The sequence below is a fragment of the Streptomyces sp. NPDC007189 genome (assembly GCF_040703635.1).
GTDB lineage: Bacteria > Actinomycetota > Actinomycetes > Streptomycetales > Streptomycetaceae > Streptomyces.
Window position 1 is genome coordinate 313,918 of record NZ_JBEYEY010000003.1, and the last position, 21,819, is coordinate 335,736.

At 70.6% G+C, this 21,819-nt stretch carries 12 protein-coding genes and 3 pseudogenes; 9 read left to right on the forward strand and 6 right to left on the reverse strand.

Going from position 1 to position 21,819, the window contains the following annotated elements:
• Window positions 1-73: 73 nt before the first annotated feature.
• On the reverse strand, window positions 74-2,506 hold the full coding sequence (locus tag AB0950_RS07550) for a PQQ-dependent sugar dehydrogenase (RefSeq protein ID WP_366778047.1): 2,433 nt from the start codon (window positions 2,504-2,506) through the stop codon (window positions 74-76).
• A gap of 629 nt (window positions 2,507-3,135) precedes the next feature.
• Here AB0950_RS07550 and AB0950_RS07555 point away from each other — a divergent pair.
• Window positions 3,136-4,128: a TIM barrel protein gene (locus AB0950_RS07555; protein WP_366778049.1), complete on the forward strand. Its 993-nt coding sequence runs from the start codon at window positions 3,136-3,138 to the stop codon at window positions 4,126-4,128.
• A 91-nt stretch (window positions 4,129-4,219) separates the two neighbouring features.
• Here the strand turns inward: AB0950_RS07555 and AB0950_RS07560 are convergent, their stop codons facing one another.
• From AB0950_RS07560 to AB0950_RS07580, 5 genes and pseudogenes are all read right to left on the reverse strand, one after another.
• Window positions 4,220-4,453: a LuxR C-terminal-related transcriptional regulator gene (locus AB0950_RS07560; RefSeq protein ID WP_360157216.1), complete on the reverse strand. Its 234-nt coding sequence runs from the start codon at window positions 4,451-4,453 to the stop codon at window positions 4,220-4,222.
• Between the two features lie 261 nt (window positions 4,454-4,714).
• Window positions 4,715-5,914: a family 16 glycoside hydrolase gene (locus AB0950_RS07565; protein WP_366778176.1), complete on the reverse strand. Its 1,200-nt coding sequence runs from the start codon at window positions 5,912-5,914 to the stop codon at window positions 4,715-4,717.
• Window positions 5,909-7,783: pseudogene (locus AB0950_RS07570) on the reverse strand (ThuA domain-containing protein); the annotation flags it as partial. The pseudogene AB0950_RS07570 and the gene AB0950_RS07565, both read right to left, overlap by 6 nt.
• 54 nt (window positions 7,784-7,837) lie before the next feature.
• Window positions 7,838-8,767, reverse strand: a pseudogene (locus tag AB0950_RS07575) (ThuA domain-containing protein); the annotation flags it as partial.
• A gap of 160 nt (window positions 8,768-8,927) precedes the next feature.
• Complete coding sequence (locus tag AB0950_RS07580) at window positions 8,928-9,896, reverse strand: multicopper oxidase domain-containing protein (protein WP_366778050.1); 969 nt, start codon at window positions 9,894-9,896, stop codon at window positions 8,928-8,930.
• A gap of 653 nt (window positions 9,897-10,549) precedes the next feature.
• On the opposite strand from AB0950_RS07580, the pseudogene AB0950_RS07585 reads away from it, so the two are divergent.
• From AB0950_RS07585 to AB0950_RS07620, 8 genes and pseudogenes are all read left to right on the forward strand, one after another.
• Window positions 10,550-12,346, forward strand: a pseudogene (locus tag AB0950_RS07585) (chitobiase/beta-hexosaminidase C-terminal domain-containing protein); the annotation flags it as partial.
• Window positions 12,347-12,612: 266 nt separating this feature from the next.
• Window positions 12,613-13,794 (forward strand): ROK family protein, encoded by a 1,182-nt coding sequence (locus AB0950_RS07590; protein WP_360157164.1) that lies wholly within the window; start codon window positions 12,613-12,615, stop codon window positions 13,792-13,794.
• An 86-nt stretch (window positions 13,795-13,880) separates the two neighbouring features.
• A complete protein-coding gene (locus tag AB0950_RS07595) occupies window positions 13,881-15,137 on the forward strand; it encodes a Gfo/Idh/MocA family oxidoreductase (RefSeq protein WP_360575384.1) in 1,257 nt (418 codons plus the stop codon).
• Between the two features lie 566 nt (window positions 15,138-15,703).
• Entirely contained in the window at window positions 15,704-17,215 is a 1,512-nt protein-coding gene (locus tag AB0950_RS07600; RefSeq protein ID WP_360157158.1) for a sugar ABC transporter ATP-binding protein, read from the forward strand.
• A complete protein-coding gene (locus AB0950_RS07605; protein ID WP_360157155.1) occupies window positions 17,212-18,273 on the forward strand; it encodes an ABC transporter permease in 1,062 nt (353 codons plus the stop codon). Before AB0950_RS07600 ends, AB0950_RS07605 begins: the two co-directional genes overlap by 4 nt.
• Window positions 18,274-18,406: 133 nt before the next feature.
• Complete coding sequence (locus AB0950_RS07610; RefSeq protein ID WP_360157152.1) at window positions 18,407-19,471, forward strand: substrate-binding domain-containing protein; 1,065 nt, start codon at window positions 18,407-18,409, stop codon at window positions 19,469-19,471.
• A gap of 41 nt (window positions 19,472-19,512) precedes the next feature.
• On the forward strand, window positions 19,513-20,316 hold the full coding sequence (locus tag AB0950_RS07615; RefSeq protein ID WP_360157149.1) for a ThuA domain-containing protein: 804 nt from the start codon (window positions 19,513-19,515) through the stop codon (window positions 20,314-20,316).
• A gap of 259 nt (window positions 20,317-20,575) precedes the next feature.
• A complete protein-coding gene (locus AB0950_RS07620) occupies window positions 20,576-21,742 on the forward strand; it encodes an inositol-3-phosphate synthase (RefSeq protein ID WP_366778051.1) in 1,167 nt (388 codons plus the stop codon).
• The last annotated feature ends 77 nt before the right edge of the window (window positions 21,743-21,819 follow it).

Genomic DNA, 21,819 nt, shown 5'->3' on the forward strand with positions numbered 1-21,819 from the left:
CCGCCCGGGCACGCCCCGACACCGGAACGAAGGGCCCCTGTGCACAGGGGCCCTTCGTCATGTCCGAGGTGGTTCAGCTCATCGTGAAGGAGTCCAGGCTGAACAGGTCGCCGCTGCCGCCCTTGAAGACGAAGTACAGCTTGTGCGTCCCGCCCGGGTCGGTCACCGGTGCGCTGACCGTGGTGAAGGCGCCGGAGGTGTCGCCCACCGTCGCCGTGCCGGCCAGCGGGCCGTCGGGGGCGTCGGTGTGGACCTCGATGGTGCCGCCGGCGCCGCTCGACGCGGCCCGGAAGTCGATCGTGCCGACGCCCTGGAGGTCGTACGGGTCGAACTCGATCCAGTCGCCGTTGTCGATCGAGGTGACCGCCTCGCCGCCCTCGGCGCCGGCGACGGACGTCGTCTGCACGCCGGACTGCGTGCGGTAGAACTCCGCCTGCCTGCCCTTGGGCATCAGGACGATCTGTGTCGTGCCGGTGAGGTCGGGGACCCCGGCGGTCGGGGAGCTGTCGGTGTAGCTCGCGGAGAAGATGCCGTAGAAGTCGTCGGAGTCCGTGTGGCCCGCCGTGGTCATGGTGAACGTACCGCTGCACCCCGTGGCCTGGGAGAGGTTGTGGGAGTGCATGTCATGGCCGAGCGAGTAGCCGACCTGGACCTTGGAGCAGTCCACCGGGGTGCCGTCCGGGTCGGTCGCGTCGATCTTCCACGCGACCTTGTCCCCGTCCTTGAACGTCAGCCCGTTCGGAGGCTCGGAGAACTTCAGCACCGGCGCCGAGTTGCCCACCGTGACCAGGACGGCGGCGACGCCCGTCCGGCCGCTCGGGTCGCTGACCGTGAGCTTGGCGTGGTACTGCCCGTTCGCCGTGTAGGTGAACGAGGGAGTGGCGCTCGTGGAGTCGGTCGTGCCGTCGTTGTCGAAGTCCCACGCGTAGGTGAGCGCGTCCTTCTCGGGGTCGGTCGAGCCCGTCCCGTCGAACTTGACCGTCAGCGGGTTCTTGCCCGACGTGGTGTCCGTCTTGATCGCCGCGGTCGGCGCCTTGTTGCCCGGCGCGTACTCGATCTTGTACAGCCCGGCGTCCAGGGAGCCGCCGAACCACGCGCTGCCGTAGTCGAGCACGTACAGCGAGCCGTCCGGACCGAACTCGGTGTCGATGGGCTCGACCAGACGGGCCCAGTCGTTGCCGTTGGTCAAGGTGTCGATCGACTGGATCTTTCCGCTGCCGTCGGAGGCGACCGGCTTGATCCAGTGGGCGCCGAACTCGTAGGCGAAGAACTTCCCGTCATAGCTCTCGGGGAACTTGACCTGGGACTTCAGCGCCGAGTCGTAGTGGTACACGGGGCCGCCCATCGGCGCGCCCTCCCCGCCGAGCTGGGGGAACAGCGGGTTGCCCGCGTAGTGGTTCCAGATCCAGGCCGGCTGGGCCGGGGGCAGGTTCTTCAGGCCGGTGTTCAGGGGAGCGTCGTTCACCGGGTGGGCGCAGTCGAAGGGCTGACCGGACTCCTTGGTGGCGAAGTCGTACTGCACGTACGGCGTGTTGTCGCCGATGCAGTACGGCCAGCCGAAGAAGCCGGGCTTGGTGATCCGGTTGAATTCGACGGTGTTCTCGGGCCCGCGCTTGGGGTCCGCGCTGCTGGCGTCCGGGCCGTAGTCGGCCAGGTAGATCACGCCGGTCTTCTTGTCGACGCTGAACCGGAAGGGGTTGCGGAAGCCCATCGCGTAGATCTCGGGACGGGTCTTGGCCGTGCCCTTGGGGAACAGGTTGCCGTCCGGGACCGTGTAGGTGCCGTTGTCGTGCACCTTGATCCGCAGCAGCTTGCCGCGCAGGTCGTTGGTGTTGGCCGTGGAGCGCTCGTTGTCGAAGACGGGGTTGCGGCCCGGGCGCCGGTCGATGGGGGCGTAGCCGTCGGACTCGAACGGGTTGGAGTCGTCGCCGGTGCTCAGCAGCAGGTTGCCGTCGCCGTCGAAGTGCATGTCGCCCGCGACGTGGCAGCACTGCCCGCGGTCGGTGTCGACGCGCAGGATCTTCTTCTCGCTGGACAGGTCCAGTCTGCCGTCGCTGAACGTGAACCGGGACAGCTGGTTGTAGCCCTTGTACGGCGCGAAGTCGGCGGCCGTCCCGTTCTCCGGGGCGTCGGTCGTGGGCGTGTCGAGCCGTGGCGCGTAGTACGCGTACACCCAGTGGTTCTTGGCGAAGTGCGGGTCGATCGCGATGGTCTGCAGCCCGTCCTCGTCATGGGTGTACACCGAGAGCTTCGCCGCCACGTCGGTGAGACCGTCGAGGGTCGTGTGGTAGACGGTGCCGTCACGGGAGCTGTGCAGTGCGCTGCCGTCGGGGAGCACCGCGAGCCCCATCGGCTCGCCCACCTGCTCCGGTCCCTTGGCCAGCGTGACCTGCTGGAAGTCGGACGTCGCGGCGGCGGAGGCGGCCGCTGCCGTGCTGTCCGGTGCCGGGGTGCGCGCATGCGCGGACGACGTCGTTCCGGCCACCGCGACCCCCACGCCGAGCATGGTGCTCAACGTGGCGGTGAGTAGCCGGCTTACTGGTGTACGCACGTACTGCCTGCCTCTCTGGGGCGCTGCGATGGACATCGGCGCGAGCGGTCGCGTCGCGCGAGGCCGGCCGGGTCCGGATGGCCGGGCCGGCGGGAGCCGAGCGATCGGTGGAGCGGGCGGGTGGCCGTGGGAGGAAGAGAGGGCTCGCAGGGGTTCGCGGCCCCCTGGTGAAGCGTCATGAGCGTGGCTCCCTGACCTTGGCCCGTCAAGGAGGTACTGCTCGGTAGCAGCGTTTTGCGCCCTGAAGTGGACACATCTTTTGCTCATCCAGTGAAAAGTGACGCCGATCTGTGCTCAACTATCGACGACTTCAGGCGTTCATCGTCCTCAAGGGACGCGTCGGGGCACTCCTGCCGCCATCGCGCGGGCCGCGGGGAGCACACCTCGGCGGCCCGCACCGCCCTTGCTCACCGGGCGCGACTCCGGTCGCCCCGCACCCGGTTCCGCCGACCGCCCGTCCGCCGGACGTCCCGGCCGAGGAACGCCCCGTACCACCACGCCGCCCGGACACCGGGCGGGGCGGCTCCCCCTGACGGCCCCTCGCCGCAGCCCAGCGCGGCCGGGTGCTTCCCAACGAAGGAGTGATGATGGGTCAGTTCGCCCATGACTTCGACCGCAGAGGCTTCCTGCGTGCGGCAGCCGCAGGCACGGTGGCCATCGGTGCGGCAACCCTCGCCGGCGCGGTCCCCGCCGCCGCCCAGACGCCCGCCCCGGACGCCCCGCCCCACGGCGCCGCCCTGAGCATCCCCAAGGACGCCATCGGCATCCAGCTCTACAGCGTCCGCGACAAGGTCTACCAACTCGGCTTCCGCGCCGTCTTCGAGGAACTGTCGCGGATGGGCTACAAGGAGGTCGAGTTCGCCGGCTACACCCAGGACACCGCCATCCTCGGCCGGCAGATCACCGTCCAGGAGATCCGCAGGCTGCTCGACGACAACGGCCTGCGAGCCATCGGCAGCCACATCGGCATCGGCAGCTTCCGCAGCAACCTGCAGCAGGAGCTGGACAACGCCGAGATCCTCGGCATGCCCAACATCGGGACCCCGAACGCCCCCTCGGACACCCCCACGGTCGCCGGGTACCAGGCGGCCGCCGAGGAATTCAACCGCTGGGGCGCGGCCGCGTCGGCGCGCGGACTCAAGCTCTACCAGCACAACCACTGGGCCGAGTTCGCCTTCGCCGCGGACCAGCCCGCGGTGCGCCTGTACGACGTGTTCCTGCAGAACACCGACCCCGCCCATGTCTACCTCGAGATGGACGTGTACTGGGCCTTCGTCGGCCGGTTCCGCTACCCCGGCTTCGACCCCGCCGCGTACGTGCGCAACCACCCCTACCGGTACACGCTGTTCCACATGAAGGACGGCACGTCCGACCCCAACGCCGGTGACGGTTACGACATGACCGAGTTCGGCGCCGGTGACATGCCCTACCACCGCTTCATCCACGCGATCGGGCCGTTCGGCAACCACCACGGCATCTGGGAGCAGGACACCGCCCCCGACACCCGGCCCAACCCGCCCGGCTCGTTCGGCGCCGCCCAGCGCAGCTACACGGCGCTCGCCGACCTGCTCTCCTGACCCACCGACAGCACCGCGCCCTGCCGCAGCCGGAAGGCTCGGCAGGGCGCGGACGCGTGTGGTGCGGGAATGCAGGGTCTCGGGGGCGGGTTCAGATCAGTCCGCGCCGTGCGGCCCAGGCGACGGCCTCGATGACGCTGCTGACGCCTATCTTGTCGCACACGCCTCGGTACCGTCGCCGCACTGTGCGGGGGCAGACGTGGAGCCGCCGGGCGACGGACTCGACCGGCAGGCCGGTCGCCAGAAGCGACAGCAGGTGCACCTCGTCGCTGCGCAGACAGGGGTTGTTGGCCTGGGGCCGCCGGTCCGTCTCGTGGCTGAGCATGGACACTTTCGTCCTCCTTCGCCGAGTGCGGCCGGCAGGGAACGCGGGGAAGGCCGCCGCCCGGACCGGTGGCCAGAACCCGTGATCGACCGCGGGTCATCAGAAATCGCTTTCACGTTTCAAGTAGCTTGGGTAACTGATCACATGCGCGCGGTCAAGGGGTGCGCCGCCGCATCGGTGTGGTCTACATGAAAGGTTTCATCGCGGTACGCGCAGAGCCGGGCCCGGGGCCGCCGCCCCGAGCCCGGCTGGGACCGCTCCTTACGACAGGTCCCGCACCCGGATGTCGCGGAACTCGATCAGGTCGTTGTCACTGTGGTTCTGCAGCCCCACGTAGCCTTTGGCGAACTGACGCAGGTCCGTGGGCGGATCGCCCGCACGCGACGACGACTTGCCGGGCGTGTTGTCGAACTCGTTGATCACCACGCCGTTGCGGATGATCGTGTAGTGCTGTCCGACGACCCGGATCTCGTAGTCGTTCCACTGGTCCTTCGCAGTGACCTTCGCATGGTCCAGGTCCACCGGATCGAAGTTGTACACCGAGCCGGTCTTCTGGGGCTCACCGGTGTCACCGTCGTAGATCTGGATCTCGTTGCCGCAGTAGATCGCCACCCACTCCGGAGCGGTGCGGGCCGATCCGGTCGTGCTGCAGCCCTCGGGGCGCTGGTCCAGCGGCGTGCGCGGATCGGGGAACCGCACGAACACACCGCTGTTGGCCCGGTGGTCGTCCGGAGCGACATCCCGGAACCGCAGCCGGATCGAGTAGTCCTTGAACTGCTGCTTGCTGTACCAGAGCATGCCCATGCCGCCGGAACTGCGCAGGGTGCCGTCCGGCAGGAGCGAGAACCGGCCCGCGCCCGCCTGGCTCCATCCGGCGAGGCTGGTCGCCGATCCGTCGAAGAGGGAGGTGTACCCGGGTGTCTTGCCGATGGGCGACCGGGCGCCTTCCTTGCTGAGCGTCGCCGCCTCGTGGTTGTCGATGACACCGTCCTTGCGGAACTGGTCGACCAGGTCGTCGAGGCTGCTGACGAACGCGCCGTGGCTGGGCCAGGCGCCCTCGTCGTCGATCAGGTCGTTGATCGTGCAGCCGCCGCCGGCCTTGTGGTTGGCCACACCGGTGTCGCGGTCGAGCAGCCAGACCGTGGAGCGGGCGTCGGGCGCCGTGCAGCCCGCCGTCACGTCGATCTTCCCGGTGGCGTGCTCGCCGTCGGCGTACGTCACCTTCAGGGTGGCGTGGTAGGTGCCGTAATCGGCGTAGGTGTGCGTCGGGTCGGGCTCGTGCGACGGCTTGCTGCCGTCACCGAAGTCCCACTCCCATGCGACACCGCCCGCCTTCGCCGCCGAGAACTGGATCGTCCGCGGCTTGCTCTGCGCGATCGCACGCCCCGAGGCGTCGCTCGGGTTCGGCGTGGCCGGACCGCCGTGGTAGGCGACGCGGACCAGCTTCTGGTTCGGGTCCAGGCTGAAGAAGCCGCCGGCGTAGTCGAGCATGTACAGCGCGCCGTCCGGGCCGAACTTGGCGTCCATCCAGCTCTGGACCTTGGTGTCCCCGGTGCCGCCGGGGAGGATCTGGCGCAGGTCCTCGCCGAATTCCGGCTGGGACTGGGTTTTCACGTCGTCCGGGGTGACGGTGACCGCGACCCGGTTGTTGGCGTTGGACTCGTCACCGATGAACCACTTGTCGTCCCAGTACGCGGGCCAGGCGACACCGCTTCCGGTGTCGACCTCCGAGCGGTGGTAGGTCGGGCCGTCCATGATGGCCTGGCCGCCGCCCTTGAGGTAGGGCTCGGTGTACTTCTCGTCGCTCTGCACGTACGTGGGCAGCCCGCTGCCGTCACCGCGCTTCGGGTAGACCACGCCGCCGCCCTGCGGCGAGTACCAGATCATGTTGCTGCGGACCGGCGGGAGGTCCACCAGACCGGTGTTGCGCGGCGAGGTGTTCTTCGGGTGGTCGCAGTCGTACCAGCCGGTCAGCACGCTCGCGTCGGTGTTGCTGCGGTCGCGGTACGGCTGCTTGTCGCCCATGCAGTACGGCCAGCCCTGGTTGCCCGCGGACGTGATGACGGTCGCGGTCTCGTACTTGGCCGGGCCGAGCTCCGGGTCGGGCGTCGGCGCGTCGGGGCCGACCCAGGCCGCGGTCAGCCAGTTGTGGGTCTTGTCCCAGGCGATCCGCGCGATGTTGCGGACACCCATGACGTAGATCTCCGGACGGGTCTTGCCGCCGCCCTCCTCCTGGCCGGTGAACAGGTTGCCCTTGGGGATCGTGTACGTGCCGTCGGGCTCGGGGTGGATCCGCAGGATCTTGCCGTTGAGGTCGTTGGTGTTGCCGGCCGTACGGCGGGCGTCCTGGAAGGACAGGCCCTTGTAGTCCTTGGTCCAGTTGTTCCCGGAGTAGCCGGCCCCGGCTCCCTGGGAGGAGTTGTCGTCACCGACGCCGACGTAGAGGTTGCCCTCGTTGTCGAAGGTCATGCCGCCGCCCGTGTGGCAGCAGCTGTGGATCTGGGCGGTCCAGTGCAGCAGGTCCTTGCGGGTGCTCTTGTCGATCGACTGGTCCTTGAAGTCGTAGGTCAGCCGCGAGATGGTGCGCTGGCCCGTCTGCTTGTCCCGGTCGATGGACTCGTGCGGCATCCAGTAGACGTAGATCCAGCCGTTCTGCTCGAACTTGGGGTCGAGCGTGATGCCGACCAGACCCTCCTCGTTCTTGACCAGCTCGTCGCCGCTGCCCCGGTTGCCCATCACGTCGAGCGTGGTGAGCAGCTTGACCTTCTTGGTCTTGGGGTCCCACTGGTGGATCGTGCCGCAGCCCAGGCCCACCTTCGGGTCGTTCCAGTCGGGGATCGGTCCGCTCGGGCAGGCCGCCTTGCCGATGTAGAAGACCTTGCCGTCGGGGGCGATGGTCAGGCCGTGCGGCTCACCGATCTGGTCGAGCTGACCCGACTGGTTCTTGCCCGTGAGCCGTTCGACCGAGTAGTTCGACCCGATGGTCGCCTGGCAGTCGCCGCGGACCATGCCGGTCGTCCACTCGATGGCGCCGAGCAGATGGCTCCGGAACTTGGTGTCCGAGGTGTAGCTGTCCTCGGTGCGGCCCATGCCGGTGTAGAACGACCGGCCGCCGTCGTAGTCCCGGCACCAGGAGACCGGGTGGAAGGCGCCGTTGCCCGCCGGTCCCGCGTCGTAGGAGTTCTCCTCGACCTGGGCGACCGTCTGGACCTTGCCGTTCGGGTTCGGGTCCCAGTTCATCCACTGGTCGGAGCGGGTCCACTTCAGCGGCAGGCCCTTGTTCGCCGGGTGCTGACGGTCGGTGACGTCCACCACCGCCTGCTGCACCTTGGTCTCCGGCGCGGGCGCCGGGTCGGCGCCGAACAGCCGCAGCTCGGCCAACTGGATCAGCGGCTCACCGGAGTTGGCGGTGACGTTCAGCCGGTAGTACTGGTACGCCGTGGTGTTGGAGAACGTGTACTGCCTGGTCTGGAACCGGTCCGGGAAGTTCTGGCCGGTCTGGGTGTCCAGCGTCTTCCAGGTGTCCCCGTCCTGGGAGCCCTGCAGGGTCCAGTCCTTGGGGTCCCGGCCGGGGTAGTCGTTGGCCGAGGTGAGCGCGTACTGAGCGACGGCGACCGGATGGTCCATCTTCGCCGCGACCCACGCGGTGTTCTGGTGCGCCAGCCACTTGGTGGTGCTGCTGCCGTCGAACAGCTTGGCCTTCGTCTCGTTCGGCGGGTTGTCGTCGCTGGCCGTGACGTCCGCGACCTTCTCGGAGGCGGGCAGGCTGGCGGCCGGACGCGTGCCGATGAGGCCGGTGAACCAGTCGGAGCCGGCCTCCGCGCGTGCGGCGTCGTGGACGCCGACGAAGCCGCCGCCGCCCTTGACGTAGGCCTGGAACGCGGACTCCTCGTCGGAGGTGAGGGACACGCCTTTGGCCGACAGGAAGACCACGCCCCGGTAGCGGGCCAGGCGGTCGGGGGTGAAGACGGACGGATCGTCCGACTCGTCCACGGAGAAGCCGTTCTTCTGGCCCAGTTCCTTGATCGTCGACACGGCGGCCCCGACGGGGTCGTCCTGCTGGGCGGCCGGCCCGTGGAAGACCAGGACGTTCACCGGGGATTCGGCGCCGGCGTCCTGGTCGGAGTCGCTTGCGGACGGCGCCTGCGCTTGTGCCTGCACGGCCGGCAGCGCGGACAGTCCCAGTGCCAGCGCCGAGGCGGACAGCAGGACGACCGCTCGGCGCCAGGCCGGCGCCCGGCGGGGGATCCGAGCGGAAGGCGACGGTGGCGCTCCACTTCGTCGTGACAGGGTGAACCGGTCTCTTCGGCCCATGGTTGCTCCTTGACTCGATCCGGCAACGGAAGAGTGGTCAGGGGTGGAGCCGGGCTGCCGCACGGGCCTCGCACGGCAGGTGGTACACGCCCGTCGGACCGTCCGGTCAGGTCGGACGGGCGTGGCTTGGGGGGAACGGGACGGGCACGGGCCGCCCGGCCTACATGGGCATGCCGCCGCCGGGGACCGTGCCGTCGGCCTCGGTCACCAGGAAGACGCCGGACATGCCCATGTCCGAGTGGCTCTGGACGTGGCAGTGGTACATCCAGGCGCCCGCGCCGACCCGTTCACCGGCGATCACCTGGAACCCGAAGGAGTCCGCGGGGCCGGTGGTCTTCGTGTCGATCACCCGGCTGACGTCCTGCGGGCCTTCCAGCATCCCGGTGCGGTTGTCCACCCAGCGGTGGCCGTGCACGTGGAAGGTGTGGAAGAAGTCGCCGTGGGTGATCACGACGAACTCCACCCGCTCGCCGCGGACCGCCTTGAAGGTGGGGGTGCCGGGAGCGACCCGGTTGTTGATGGTCATGTCGTTGAACACGACCGTGAACTGCTTGTCGGGCAGCACATCGCCCTTGCGGCGCACCACCACGGGACCGTACAGCCCCTTCTTGATCCCGCCGGTGCCGTGCTCGGTGCCCACGTTGTGGTCGTGGTAGTGCCAGTAGCCGGCGCTTCCGGCCTCCCATGTGCCGTCGTGACGTCTGCCCGGGGCATGGGTGCGCCAGACATAGGTGCGCCGGTCGCCGGGCTGGACGACGCTGTCGTTCATCCTGGTGCCGTCGCTGGCGGTGTCGTAGTCCAGGCCGTGCACGTGCAGGCTGGCGGCGACGTCGAGGTTGTTGACCACCTCGATGTTCATGGTGTCGCCCTCGGTCAGCTCGATGAGCGGGCCCGGGATCGTCGCCTGCCCGGGGTGGAGGCCGTAGCCCATCTCCCCGTTCGGCAGCTTCTCCATGTACAGCGTCAGGTTGCGGACCTGGCCGCCCTTGTCGTCCCCGGCGGGCTTGTCCGAGGGCACGGCGGCCGCGGTGCCGCCGATCACCGCGGGGGCGACGGTCGCCGCCACGGCCGAGGCGGCGAACGATCGCCGGGACAAGAGGCGTCTCGCGCCTGCGCCTGAGTCGGTCATCGCTCTCCAATCCGCGACAGGCGTCGGTGCCTGCAGGCGTTTTCGTGGTCGTGAGGTACGCCGCTCCGGGCAACACGGCATCCGGACGCGGCGGTGTGCGGTGGTGCGCCGGGCGTTCGGCCCCGCGGGGCCGGCGCAGGAGTCGTCGGTGGGCCGCCGATCCGGGGCCGCATGGCCGGCGGGTGCGGCGGTACGGCCGAGACGGGCTCGGCACAGCGAGGCGAACTGCGCCTCGGAACGGCCTCACCGTAACGGCGCTTCGCCAGTTTTTCCAGACTCAGGCCAAAGTTGGTCGAGTTGCGGTCATAGACCTTGGCGGACCGTCAAAAGACGGCTAGCTTCCCAGCATTGGCGCCATCCGACAGAGATGGGTGAGCCCCCGCACGACAGTTCAGGGCGTCGGTCGGGTGACGGACCGTGCGCCGTCGCCGCCAGGGACCGAGCTCCGCGCGGCACACGGCCGGACGGGCCACGACGCGGTCGTCCCGGCGGCTGGTCGTCCTTTCCCGGCGGGACCGCCGATCCGTGCGCGGTACCGCAACAAGCGATGCGCGAAAGGTGCAGCGGTGTTCAGAAGACTGCTCCATGCCCAGACGGATCCGCCCCCCTCCAGATCCGCGTCGCGGGGCCGGTTCGGCCCCCACCCGGCGTGGGTGGCGCTGGTGGCCCTGGTGCTCACGGCGTTCTCGCTGGCCGCGCCGGCCGCGTACGCGGCGCTGGCCCCCGACGCCCCGGCGGCGACCCAGGTGCTCACCTGGACGGCCGGGGACGGCTACATGGGCTATACGTCCGCCCCCACCACGGCGGTGGCCGGACCGGCCACGATCGTGTTCGAGAACAGCGCGGCCACCGGCAACACGACGGGGATGCCGCACACGCTGACGTTCGACACCTCGAACCCCGACTACAACACCGACGTCAGCCTCAACATCCAGGCGAGCCCGTCCGACTCCGGCGGAGGCCGCCACACGGCGGAGGTCACCCTGACCCCCGGTGTCTACCACTACTACTGCGCGATGCCCGGCCACATGATGTCGGGCGAACTGACCGTCACCGCGGCCCCCGGGAACGACACCACCGCACCGGACACGTCGGCGACGGTGTCGGGGACCAAGGACGCTTCGGGCAACTACGTCGACAGTGCGACGGTGACGGTGTCGGCCTCGGACTCCGGTTCCGGGGTGGACAGCATCGAGTACGCGCTCGATGGCGGGGCTTACGCGACGTACACCGATCCGGTGCGGGTGAGCGGTGTCGGTCAGCACACTCTGGCGTACCGGGCCACCGACAAGGCGGGCAACACGTCGGCGGTGAAGTCGGTGTCGTTCGCGGTGGTGGCGGCCCCGCCCGAGGACACCACTCCGCCTCAGACGTCGGCGACGGTGTCGGGGACGAAGGACGCTTCGGGCAACTACGTCGACAGTGCGACGGTGACGGTGTCGGCCTCGGACTCCGGTTCCGGGGTGGACACCATCGAGTACGCGCTGGACGGCGGGGCTTACGCGGCCTACACCGACCCGGTGCGGGTGAGCGGTGTCGGTCAGCACACTCTGGCGTACCGGGCCACCGACAAGGCGGGCAACACGTCGGCGGTGAAGTCGGTGTCGTTCGCGGTGGTGGCGGCTCCGCCCGAGGACACCACTCCGCCTCAGACGTCCGCGTCGGTGTCGGGGACGAAGGACGCCTCCGGTGACTATGTCTCCAGTGCGACGGTGACCGTGACGGCTTCCGACACGGGGTCGGGCGTGGACACGATCGAGTACGCGCTCGACGGCGGGGCCTACCGGGACTACAGCGCGCCGGTCCAGGTGAGCGGTGTGGGTCAACACACGGTGGCGTACCGGGCGACGGACAAGGCGGGCAACACCTCCGCGGCGCAGACGGTGTCGTTCACGGTGGTCGCCGCCCCGCCGCAGGACACCACTCCGCCGGAGGTGTCGGCCTCCGTCTCGGGGACGAAGGACTCCTCCGGGAACTACGTGGGCGGTGCGACGGTCACGGTGACGGCGTCGGACGCGGGGTCGGGTGTGGCCGCCACCGAGTACTCCCTGGACGGCGGCCCCTACCTGCCGTACTCCGCGCCGGTGGCGGTGAACAGAGCGGGCAGCCACACCTTCCTGTACCGGGCCACCGACAAGGCCGGCAACACGTCCGCGGCCAAGTCGCTGACCCTGACCGTCGTGGACAGCAAGCCGCCCACCGACTGCCCCGAGACGGACGACCGTTCGACGGTGTACCTGGGCACGGTCGACACGGGCATCCCGAACCGCGTCACGACGAACGGCTGCACGATCAACGAGCTGATCGAGGACCACCGGCCCTGGGCCGGCCACGGCGCGTTCGTCTCGCACGTCGAGAAGCTCGTCGCGGACCTGAGGCGCGAGGGCGTCGTCGACCAGCGGGAGGCGGGCGACATCAAGAAGGCCGCCGGCCGCTGCGACGTCGGCAAGCTCCACTCCGCGCACACGGAGCGGTGAACTGACGGCCGCCACAGGCCTGATGGGGTGGCACACCGGCCGACGGCCGCCACCCCACCCCGTCAGGCCTCCTCGACCCCGACCAGGCTTTGTCCACTGCGAGATGAAAGTGCATCGGAATGCTGCACAAGTTCTTTCGGGCTCAGCAGGACGGTGCTACCGTTTTCTTGAAAGTCGCGCCCCAACCTGCCGGGCGGGTGCAGGACTTCGGCGACGACGGGAGGGGCGGCGTGAGGCGTATGACGGCTCGACCGGCCAATGTCCATCAGGCCGGGCTGCTCCGCCTGCTGCGCGACCTCGGTCCGCAGTCCCGGGTCGCCCTCGGCGACCGGGTCGAGCTGTCACGCTCCAAGCTCGCGGTGGAGATCGACCGGCTGCTGGAGACGGGCCTCGTCGTCCAGGACGGTCTCGCCGCGTCCCGCGGCGGCCGCCGCTCGCACAACGTCCGGATCGCCCCCTCCCTGCGCTTCCTCGGCGTGGACATCGGCGCCACCTCGGTGGATGTCGCCGTCACCAACGCGGAGCTGGAGGTCCTCGGTCACCTGGCCGAGCCGCTGGACGTGCGCGACGGCCCGGTGGCCGTGTTCGAGCGGGTGCTCGCCCTGGCCGCCAAGCTGCGCGAGGCCGGTCTCGCGGAGCACTTCGACGGCGCCGGGATCGGCGTGCCGGGACCCGTCCGGTTCCCGGAGGGCGTCCCCGTCGCACCGCCGATCATGCCCGGCTGGGACGGCTTCCCCGTCCGCGAGGCGCTCAGCCAGGAGCTCGGCTGCCCCGTCCTCGTCGACAACGACGTGAACCTGATGGCCCTGGGCGAGCAGCAGGCCGGAGTCGCCCGGTCCGTACGCGACTTCCTGTGGGTCAAGGTCGGGACCGGCATCGGCTGCGGCATCGTGGTGCGCGGCGAGGTCCACCGGGGTGTCACCGGCAGCGCCGGCGACATCGGGCACATCCAGGTGGACCCGGAAGGCCCGCCGTGCGCCTGCGGCAACATCGGCTGCCTGGAGGCGTACTTCGGCGGCAACGCCCTGGTGCGCGACGCGACGGCGCTCGCCGAGGCGGGCCGCTCGGCGGAGCTGGCCGGGCGGCTGGAGGCGGCGGGACGGCTGACCCCCGAGGACGTGTCGGCGGCCGCCGGCGCCGGTGACGCCGCCGCCCTCGACCTGATCCGCACGGGCGGAACCCGCGTCGGTCAGGTGATCGCGGGCCTGGTCAGCTTCTTCAACCCCGGCCTTGTGGTCATCGGGGGAGGACTGACCGGGCTGGGGCACACCTTCCTCGCCAGCATCCGCACCCAGGTCTACCGGCAGTCCCTGCCGCTCGCGACCGGCAACCTGCCGATCGTCCTCGGCGAGCTCGGTCAGACCGCCGGCGTCGTCGGCGCCACCCGGCTGATCAGCGACCACATCTTCTCACCGGCCTGACGCGCCCTCGCGCGGCCGGAATCCGTTCCCCGCGAACGGACGCGTTCCCGCGTCCGTTGCCCGCGCCCACGAGCATTGGAGCGCCTATGGACAGTCAGCACGGCTCGCCCGCGATCGGGGTGGGCATGGTCGGATACGCCTTCATGGGCCGCACGCACTCGCATGCCTGGCGTACCGCCGCCTGCGCCTTCGATCTGCCCATGCGCCCGGTCATGGCCGCCCTCGCCGGACGCGAGCGTACAGCCCTGGAAGAGGCGGCCCGCCGGCAGGCCTGGGCCGCGACCGAGACCGACTGGCGGGCCCTCATCGCCCGCCCCGACGTGCAGTTGGTGGACATCTGCACTCCCGGCTCCAGCCACGCCGAGATCGCGATCGCGGCGCTGGAGGCCGGCAAGCACGTGTTGTGCGAGAAGCCGCTCGCCAACACCGTCGAGGAGGCGGAGGCGATGGCCGCGGCCGCCGCAGCGGCCTCGCGCCGCGGGGTGCGCTCCATGGTGGGCTTCAGCTACCGACGCACACCGGCGCTCGCTCTGGCCCGCCGGCTGATCGCCGACGGCCGCCTCGGCGCCCTGCGGCACGTACGGGCGCAGTACCTCCAGGACTGGATCGTGGATCCGGAGTTCCCGCTGGTATGGCGACTGCAGCGCGAGCACGCCGGCTCCGGCGCGCTGGGCGACATCGGCGCCCACATCGTCGACCTCGCCCAGTTCCTGGTCGGGGAGCCGCTGTCGGGAGTCTCCGCCCTGACCGAGACGTTCGTCCGCGAACGGCCGCTGCCCACCGCGTCGTCGGGGCTCGCGGCCGTCGCCGACGGGGCCGCGCCACGCGGACCCGTGACGGTGGACGACGCCGCGCTGTTCACCGGCCGGTTTCCCTCAGGCGCCGTCGCGTCCTTCGAGGCCACGCGGTTCGCCGCCGGCCGGAAGAACGCCCTGCGCATCGAGATCAACGGCGACCGCGGCAGCATCGCCTTCGATCTGGAGCGCCTCAACGAACTGGAGTTCCACGACCACACCGAGCCGGCCGCGACGGCGGGCTTCCGGCGGATCCTGGTCACCGAACCGGACCACCCCTATCTCGAGGGGTGGTGGCCGCCCGGGCACGGACTCGGCTACGACCACACCTTCGTGCACCAGGTGCGCGACCTGATGCACGCCATCGTCGAGGGCCGGGACCCCGAGCCGTCGTTCGCCGACGGACTGCAGGTGCAGCGGGTGCTGGCGGCGGTGGAGCACAGCGCCGCGCACGGCAGCGTCTGGACGCCCGTCGCGCACACGGAAGCGTCGCGGCAGAACCCGCCGATGCCGTCCGGCACCGGCGACCCCGTCGCGGTCGCTCCCTGACCGCGCAGGGAAAGGAGTATTTCCGGGAAACCCCTCACGGGAATCGAGCAACGGCACGACTGTAAAAGCCGGGGCATATTCGATCGCGTGCTCCGGGAATACCCGCCTGCCTCGGTTTGAGGTCCGCACACCACGCGCGTCCTCCATTCCGTACTTCTCAAGGGTAACGGGCAGGCGGGGAGGGGTGTACGGCGTCCTCGCCGCCGAATGCCCAAAAGTGTTACACCTGTTGCCGCATCCGGCCACGATGAACTCGAACGGTTCGCGGACCCTTTTCAAACCGCGCCCCGAGAACTACCTTCCTCTCAGCCCGCCGGGCTGACACTGGGCGGCTTGTTCCACAAAGCAGGGAAACCCCCGGCCCGCACCACCGAAGTCCGCCCCGAAGGAATACGTCAAGGATCCACGACGGGCCCCGGCCCGACCCCGGATCACCTGCCGTCCGCGACACGTCGGGCCCCTCACGAGCCTCCCCGGCGAGGCCGTCCGCGAGGGCAAGGTGACCAGAAGCCGACGAACCGCCGCAGGCCCCGTGCGGGCCGGCGTACCGCATCAGAGGGAGACCCATGAGTGCCCCGCTGCTCGAGATGCAAGGCGTCGTCAAGGAGTTCCCCGGCGTCCGGGCCCTCGACGGCGTCGACCTCGACGTGGTCGCCGGAGAGGTGCACTGCCTGCTGGGCCAGAACGGCGCCGGCAAATCGACGCTCATCAAGGTCCTCGCCGGCGCCCACCAGCCCGACGCGGGACACATCGCCTGGCAGGGCGAACCGGTGACCCTCCCGACCCCGACGGCCGCCATGCGCCACGGGATCGCCACCATCTACCAGGAACTCGACCTGGCCGACGGCCTGTCGGTGGCGGAGAACATCTACCTGGGACACGAGCAGTCCCGGCTGGGGTTCACGCGGCGCTCGCGGATGCACGCCGCCGCCCGCGGGCTCCTGCGCAGACTGGGGCACCCGGAGATCCCGGTCACCCGTGAGGTGGGCGAGCTGTCGGCGGCCGGCAAGCAACTCGTGTCCATGGCGCGTGCCCTCTCGCACGACGCGCGGCTGATCATCATGGACGAGCCGTCCGCCGTACTCGCCCACGACGAGGTGGACAACCTCTTCCGCGTCATCGGCGACCTCACCGCCGCCGGCGTGGCGGTCGTCTACATCTCCCACCGGATGGAGGAGATCCGCCGGATAGGGGACCGCGTCACCGTCCTCAAGGACGGCCGCACGGTCGCCCGGGGACTGCCCGCGCGCACCACCCCCACCTCCGAGCTGGTCTCGCTGATGACGGGCCGCACCGTCGAGTACGTCTTCCCGCCGAGGCCCGAAAGCCCCGGCCCGGACGAGCGGCCGGTGCTGCTGGAGGTCGAACACCTCGGCCGCCCGGGGGAGTTCCACGACGTCTCCTTCACCGTCCGGGCCGGCGAGATCGTCGGGCTCGCCGGCCTGGTCGGCTCGGGCCGCTCGGAGATCCTCGAAACGGTCTACGGAGCCCGGCGGCCGGCCTCCGGGCGCATCCGCGTGGCGGGATCCGCCCTGCGGCCCGGCAGTGTCACCGCCGCCGTCCGGGCGGGCCTCGGGCTCGCCCCGGAGGAGCGCAAGAGCCAGGCGCTGTTCCTGCAGTCCTCCATCGCCCACAACGTGTCCCTGTCCTCGCTGCGCCGGTTCGCCCGCGCCGGGTTCCTCGACTCCGGAGCCGAACTGGCCGCGACGACGCAAGCGGTCCGCAGCCTCGACCTGCGGCCCCCCGACCCGACCCGGCCGGTGCGCACCCTCTCCGGCGGCAACCAGCAGAAGGCCGTCGTCGCCCGCTGGCTGCTCAAGGACTGCCGGCTGCTGCTGCTGGACGAGCCCACCCGCGGCGTGGACGTCGGGGCGCGGGCGGAGCTCTACACGCTCATCCGGGGGCTCGCGGACTCGGGGGTCGGTGTCCTCCTCGTCTCCAGCGAGGTGCCCGAGGTCCTCGGCCTCGCCGACCGCGTCCTCGTACTGCGCGAAGGGCGGGTGGTCCGTGAGGCCGCCGCCTCGGACCTCGACGAATCGCACGTGCTCGACCTCGTCATGGAAGGGAGCTCCGCGTGAGCCGGCAGACCAGTCCCCCCGGCGGGAGCGGTCCGCTGCCCGTCACCGGCCAGGAGTCACCGGCCGGATCCGTCCGGCAGACCGGCACCGCACCCGGGAAGAGCGGCAGAGCCTCCTTCCTCGGACACATGGGCAGGGTGCGCAACCTGGGCCTGTTCGTCGTCCTCGTCCTGCTCTGCGTCATCGGTGCGCTGACCTCGGACAACTTCGCGACCAGCCAGAACGCGCTGGTCATCCTCACCAGTGCGGCCGTCATCGGGGTCATCACGATCGGCCAGACCTTCATCATCATCGGCGGCGGCATCGACCTGTCCGTCGGCGCGATCGTGGCACTCGCGTCCGTGTGGTGCACCACCGTGGCCACGCAGTCCTACGGCCTCGGCGGCATGGTCTTCTGCGCGCTCGCGGTCGGCGCGGTCGTCGGCCTCGTCAACGGGCTGATCATCGCCTACGGCAACATCGTGGCGTTCATCACCACCATCGCCATGATGGCGAGCGCCCGCGGACTGGCCGAGCGGATCTCCGACCGGCAGTCCCAGGTGGTCACCGTGGAGTCGTTCAACTCCATCGCCTCCACCAAGTGGCTCGGCATTCCCCTGCTGGTCTACATCCTGGCGGTGGCCGTGCTCGTCGGCTGGGTGCTGCTCAACCGCACCACCTTCGGCCGGCGGACGTTCGCCATCGGCGGCAACCAGGAGGCCGCCCGCCTCGCCGGCCTCGACGTGCGCCGTCACACCGTGGTGCTGTACGTCCTGTCGGGACTGTGCTGCGGCATCGCCGCCGTCATGCTGACCGCGCGGACCACCTCGGGGGCCAGCAACCTCGGCGACCTGTACGAACTGGACTCGATCGCCGCGGTGATCATCGGCGGAACCCTGCTGACCGGCGGCCGCGGCTCGCTCGTCGGCTCGATCCTGGGCGTCCTCGTGTTCACCACGATCACCAACATCTTCGTGCTGAACAACCTCACCACCGACATCCAGCAGATCGCCAAGGGACTGATCATCGTCGCCGCCGTGCTGGTCCAGCGGCGCGGCCGCCGAACCGCCACCCCGTAGCAGCGGCGCGGCCGGCGGCTCCGTCCCCGCTGCCGCCGCCCGCGCCGCCCCAGGCCCAGCCGCGCGGCACGTCCGCATCGACCACGGCAGGCGCGACCCATGCAGGACCCCGTGACTGGAAGGACTCAGCGAGATGGACAAGCGCGGACCCGGCGGACTGGACCGCAGAAGGCTTCTCCTCAGCGGCGCGGTGCTCGGCGGCGGCGCCCTGGTCGCCGGCTGCACCAGCAACAAGAGCGACGCCTCCACCGACGACGTCAAGGCGGCGACCAAGGCCGGCACCGACAACGACAAGCCGGGCAGGACCGTGTCGATCGGGTTCTCGGCCCCGGCCGCCGACCACGGCTGGATGGCGGCCATCACCAAGAACGCCATGGCGCAGGCGAAGCAGTACTCCGACGTGCACTTCGAGGCCGTCGAGGGCACCAACGACGTCAACGCCCAGATCAGCCAGGTCCAGACGCTGATCGGCAAGAAGGTCGACGCCCTGGTGATCCTGCCGTTCGACGGCAAGGCGCTGACCGCCGTCGCCCAGCAGGCGATGGACGCGGGCATCCCCGTGATCAACCTCGACCGGGTCTTCGACTCGCCCCTGGCCTACCGGACCTGGGTCGGCGGCGACAACTTCGGCATGGGACTCAACGCCGGCCTCTACATCGGCAGGACCCTCAAGGCCAAGGGCGTCTCCTCGCCCGTGATCGGCGAGATCGCCGGGATCGACAACCTGGAACTCACCAAGCAGCGCAGCGCGGGATTCAAGCGGGGCCTGGCCAAGTACGGCTTCCGCGTGGGCATCCGGCAGGCCGCCAACTTCACCGCGGACTCCGGCCAGCAGGTGATGAGCAACGTCCTGCAGGCGCGCTCGCACCTCGACGCGGTGTGGAACCACGACGACGACCAGGGCATCGGCGTCGAGGCAGCCATCAAGCAGGCCGGCCGGAGCGAGTTCTTCATGGTCGGCGGCGCCGGCTCCCAGCACGCCATGCAGGAGATCAAGGCCGACAACTCCGTGCTCAAGGCCACCGTCGTCTACCCGTCCAACATGTCCGCCTCGGCCGTCAAGCTCGCCCGGCTCATCGCCCAGCACAAGGGCATGAGCGACCTCGTCGGGCAGGACCTGCCGTCCTCGCTGACCCTGTTCTCCGCCACCGTGACGAAGGAGAACGTCGACCAGTACCTTCCCGGCGCCTTCAGCTGACCCGCCGTCCTCCGTCCCCGCAAGCAGGTCACGAAAGGTTGATGATGTCCCGCAGAGGTATCGTCGCGCTGCTCTCGGCAGCCGCTCTGGCCCTGCCGCTCGCCGCCACGAGCGCCGCCACCGCACACGCCGCGACCCCGGCGTTCCGGGTGCTGGTGTTCTCCAAGACCACCGGCTACCGGCACGCCTCCATCCCCGACGGCGTCGCCGCGATCGAGAAGCTCGGCCAGGACCACGGCTTCGCGGTCGACGCGACCGAGGACGCCACGCGGTTCAACGACGCCGACCTGGCCCAGTACCAGACGGTCGTCTTCGTCTCCACGACGGGCGACCCGCTGGACCAGCAGTCCGAGAAGGACGCCTTCCAGCGCTACATCGAGCACGGCGGCGGCTACGTCGGCATCCACGCCGCCGCCGACTCCGGCTACACCTGGGCGTGGTACGGCGGCCTGGTCGGCGCGTACTTCAAGGACCACCCGGCGATCCAGCAGGCGACGGTGAACGTCGCCGGACACGGCACCGCGGCCACCCGGGACCTGCCCAACCGGTGGACCCGCACCGACGAGTGGTACAACTACCAGTCCAACCCGCGTGCCGACGTGCGCGTCCTGGCCACGCTGGACGAGCGGACGTACGACCCGGTCGGCTACAACGGCGGCTCGATGGGCGCGGACCACCCCATCTCCTGGTGCCACCCCTACGACGGCGGGCGCTCCTTCTACACCGGCCTGGGCCACACCTCGGAGAGCTACACCGAGCCGCGGTTCCTGTCGCACATCCTCGGCGGCATCGAGATGACGGCCGGCGCGGCGAAGTTCAACTGCGACCCGGACGACACCGACTGACCGCCGCCGACGCACGTGGCCCGGTCCGACGTCGCCGCAGCCGTTGGCCGGCCCTCGCCGGCGCCACCCCCGCGGGAGAAGCGGCTCACCCGCGGCTGCCTCGCGGAGGACCAGGGCGCCGACATCCGGACCGACGGCCATGCCCTGATCCGGGCGACCGGCCTGAGGGGAGCGGAAGCACGTGACAGGGGGCGGCGACATCGACAGCGAGGAACGAGGCGGCCGAGCGCGACCGCGACCGGCCGACGGAGGTGACGACATGTCAGATCAACCCAGTCGCACGGGCATATGGCTGGCGGGGGCGCGCGGATCGGTGGCCACCACGGTCATCGCCGGCACGGCCGCGCTGCGAGCGGGGCTGGCCGGGCCGGAAGGATGCGTCACCGAACAGCCGGGGTTCCCCGACGCCGGCCTGCCCGCCGTGTCCGAGCTGGTCTTCGGCGGGCACGACGTGGCCTGCACGCCGCTGCCGAAACGGGCCGAGCAGCTGGTCGCGGCCGGCGTGCTGCCCCACGGGCTGCCCGCCGCCGTCCACGACGACCTGGCCGCCGCCGACGCCGAGATACGCCCGGCCCCCCTCCCGGACGCGGACAGGAGCCAACTGGACGCCGTCGAGGCGATACGGGCCGACATCGACGCCTTCCGCGCGCGGCACGGCCTCGCACGGGTGGTCGTCGTCAACGTGTCCTCGACGGAACCGGTCCCCACGGCACACCCGGCGCACGGCTCGGCCGCGGCCCTGCGCGCCGCGCTCGCCGCCGGCGAGGACGTGCTGCCGCCCAGCTCCCAGTACGCCCTGGCCGCGCTCACGGCCGGGTGCGCCCACGTCGACTTCACGCCGTCCACCGGCATGCGGATCCCGGCACTGCGGGAACTGGCCGAGGAAGCCGGCCTGCCGTACGCCGGAAACGACGGCAAGACGGGGGAGACCCTGCTCAAGGCGACCCTCGGGCCGATGTTCGCCGCCCGGGGTCTGCGGGTGCGGACCTGGTCCGGCACCAACCTGCTCGGCGGAGGCGACGGCGAGACCCTCGCCGACCCGGCCGCGATGGCCAGCAAGGCGGCCTCCAAACAGCGGGTGCTCGCCGAGACACTGGGACACCCCGTCGAGGGCGAGGTCCACATCGACTACGTGCCCTCCCTCGGCGACTGGAAGACCGCCTGGGACCACGTGACGTTCGAGGGCTTCCTGGGCGTGCGGATGAATCTCCAGTTCACCTGGGCGGGTTGCGACTCGGCATTGGCCGCGCCCCTGGTGCTCGACCTCGCCCGGCTGGCGGCCCGGGCCCACGAGCGGGGCATCTCCGGCCCCCTGGGCGAGCTGGCCTTCTTCTTCAAGGACCCCGTCGGCACCGACGAACACGCCGTGATGACCCAGTACGAGACACTGCGGGCGTTCGCCGCCCGCCTCGGGGGCGGGCGGTGATCCGCCCGGCCGCACTCCGGGCCGGCCCGCGCCCCGTGCCGGGCGAAGGCGGGGACGCCGGGCGGCCGGGCGACGGC

Coding starts and splice junctions, on each gene's coding strand:
- AB0950_RS07550 (WP_366778047.1), bottom strand. CDS start 2,506: ATGCTCGGCGTGGGGGTCGCGGTGGCCGGAACGACGTCGTCCGCGCAT.
- AB0950_RS07555 (WP_366778049.1), top strand. CDS start 3,136: ATGATGGGTCAGTTCGCCCATGACTTCGACCGCAGAGGCTTCCTGCGT.
- AB0950_RS07560 (WP_360157216.1), bottom strand. CDS start 4,453: ATGCTCAGCCACGAGACGGACCGGCGGCCCCAGGCCAACAACCCCTGT.
- AB0950_RS07580 (WP_366778050.1), bottom strand. CDS start 9,896: ATGACCGACTCAGGCGCAGGCGCGAGACGCCTCTTGTCCCGGCGATCG.
- AB0950_RS07590 (WP_360157164.1), top strand. CDS start 12,613: ATGACGGCTCGACCGGCCAATGTCCATCAGGCCGGGCTGCTCCGCCTG.
- AB0950_RS07595 (WP_360575384.1), top strand. CDS start 13,881: ATGGACAGTCAGCACGGCTCGCCCGCGATCGGGGTGGGCATGGTCGGA.
- AB0950_RS07600 (WP_360157158.1), top strand. CDS start 15,704: ATGAGTGCCCCGCTGCTCGAGATGCAAGGCGTCGTCAAGGAGTTCCCC.
- AB0950_RS07610 (WP_360157152.1), top strand. CDS start 18,407: ATGGACAAGCGCGGACCCGGCGGACTGGACCGCAGAAGGCTTCTCCTC.
- AB0950_RS07615 (WP_360157149.1), top strand. CDS start 19,513: ATGATGTCCCGCAGAGGTATCGTCGCGCTGCTCTCGGCAGCCGCTCTG.
- AB0950_RS07620 (WP_366778051.1), top strand. CDS start 20,576: ATGTCAGATCAACCCAGTCGCACGGGCATATGGCTGGCGGGGGCGCGC.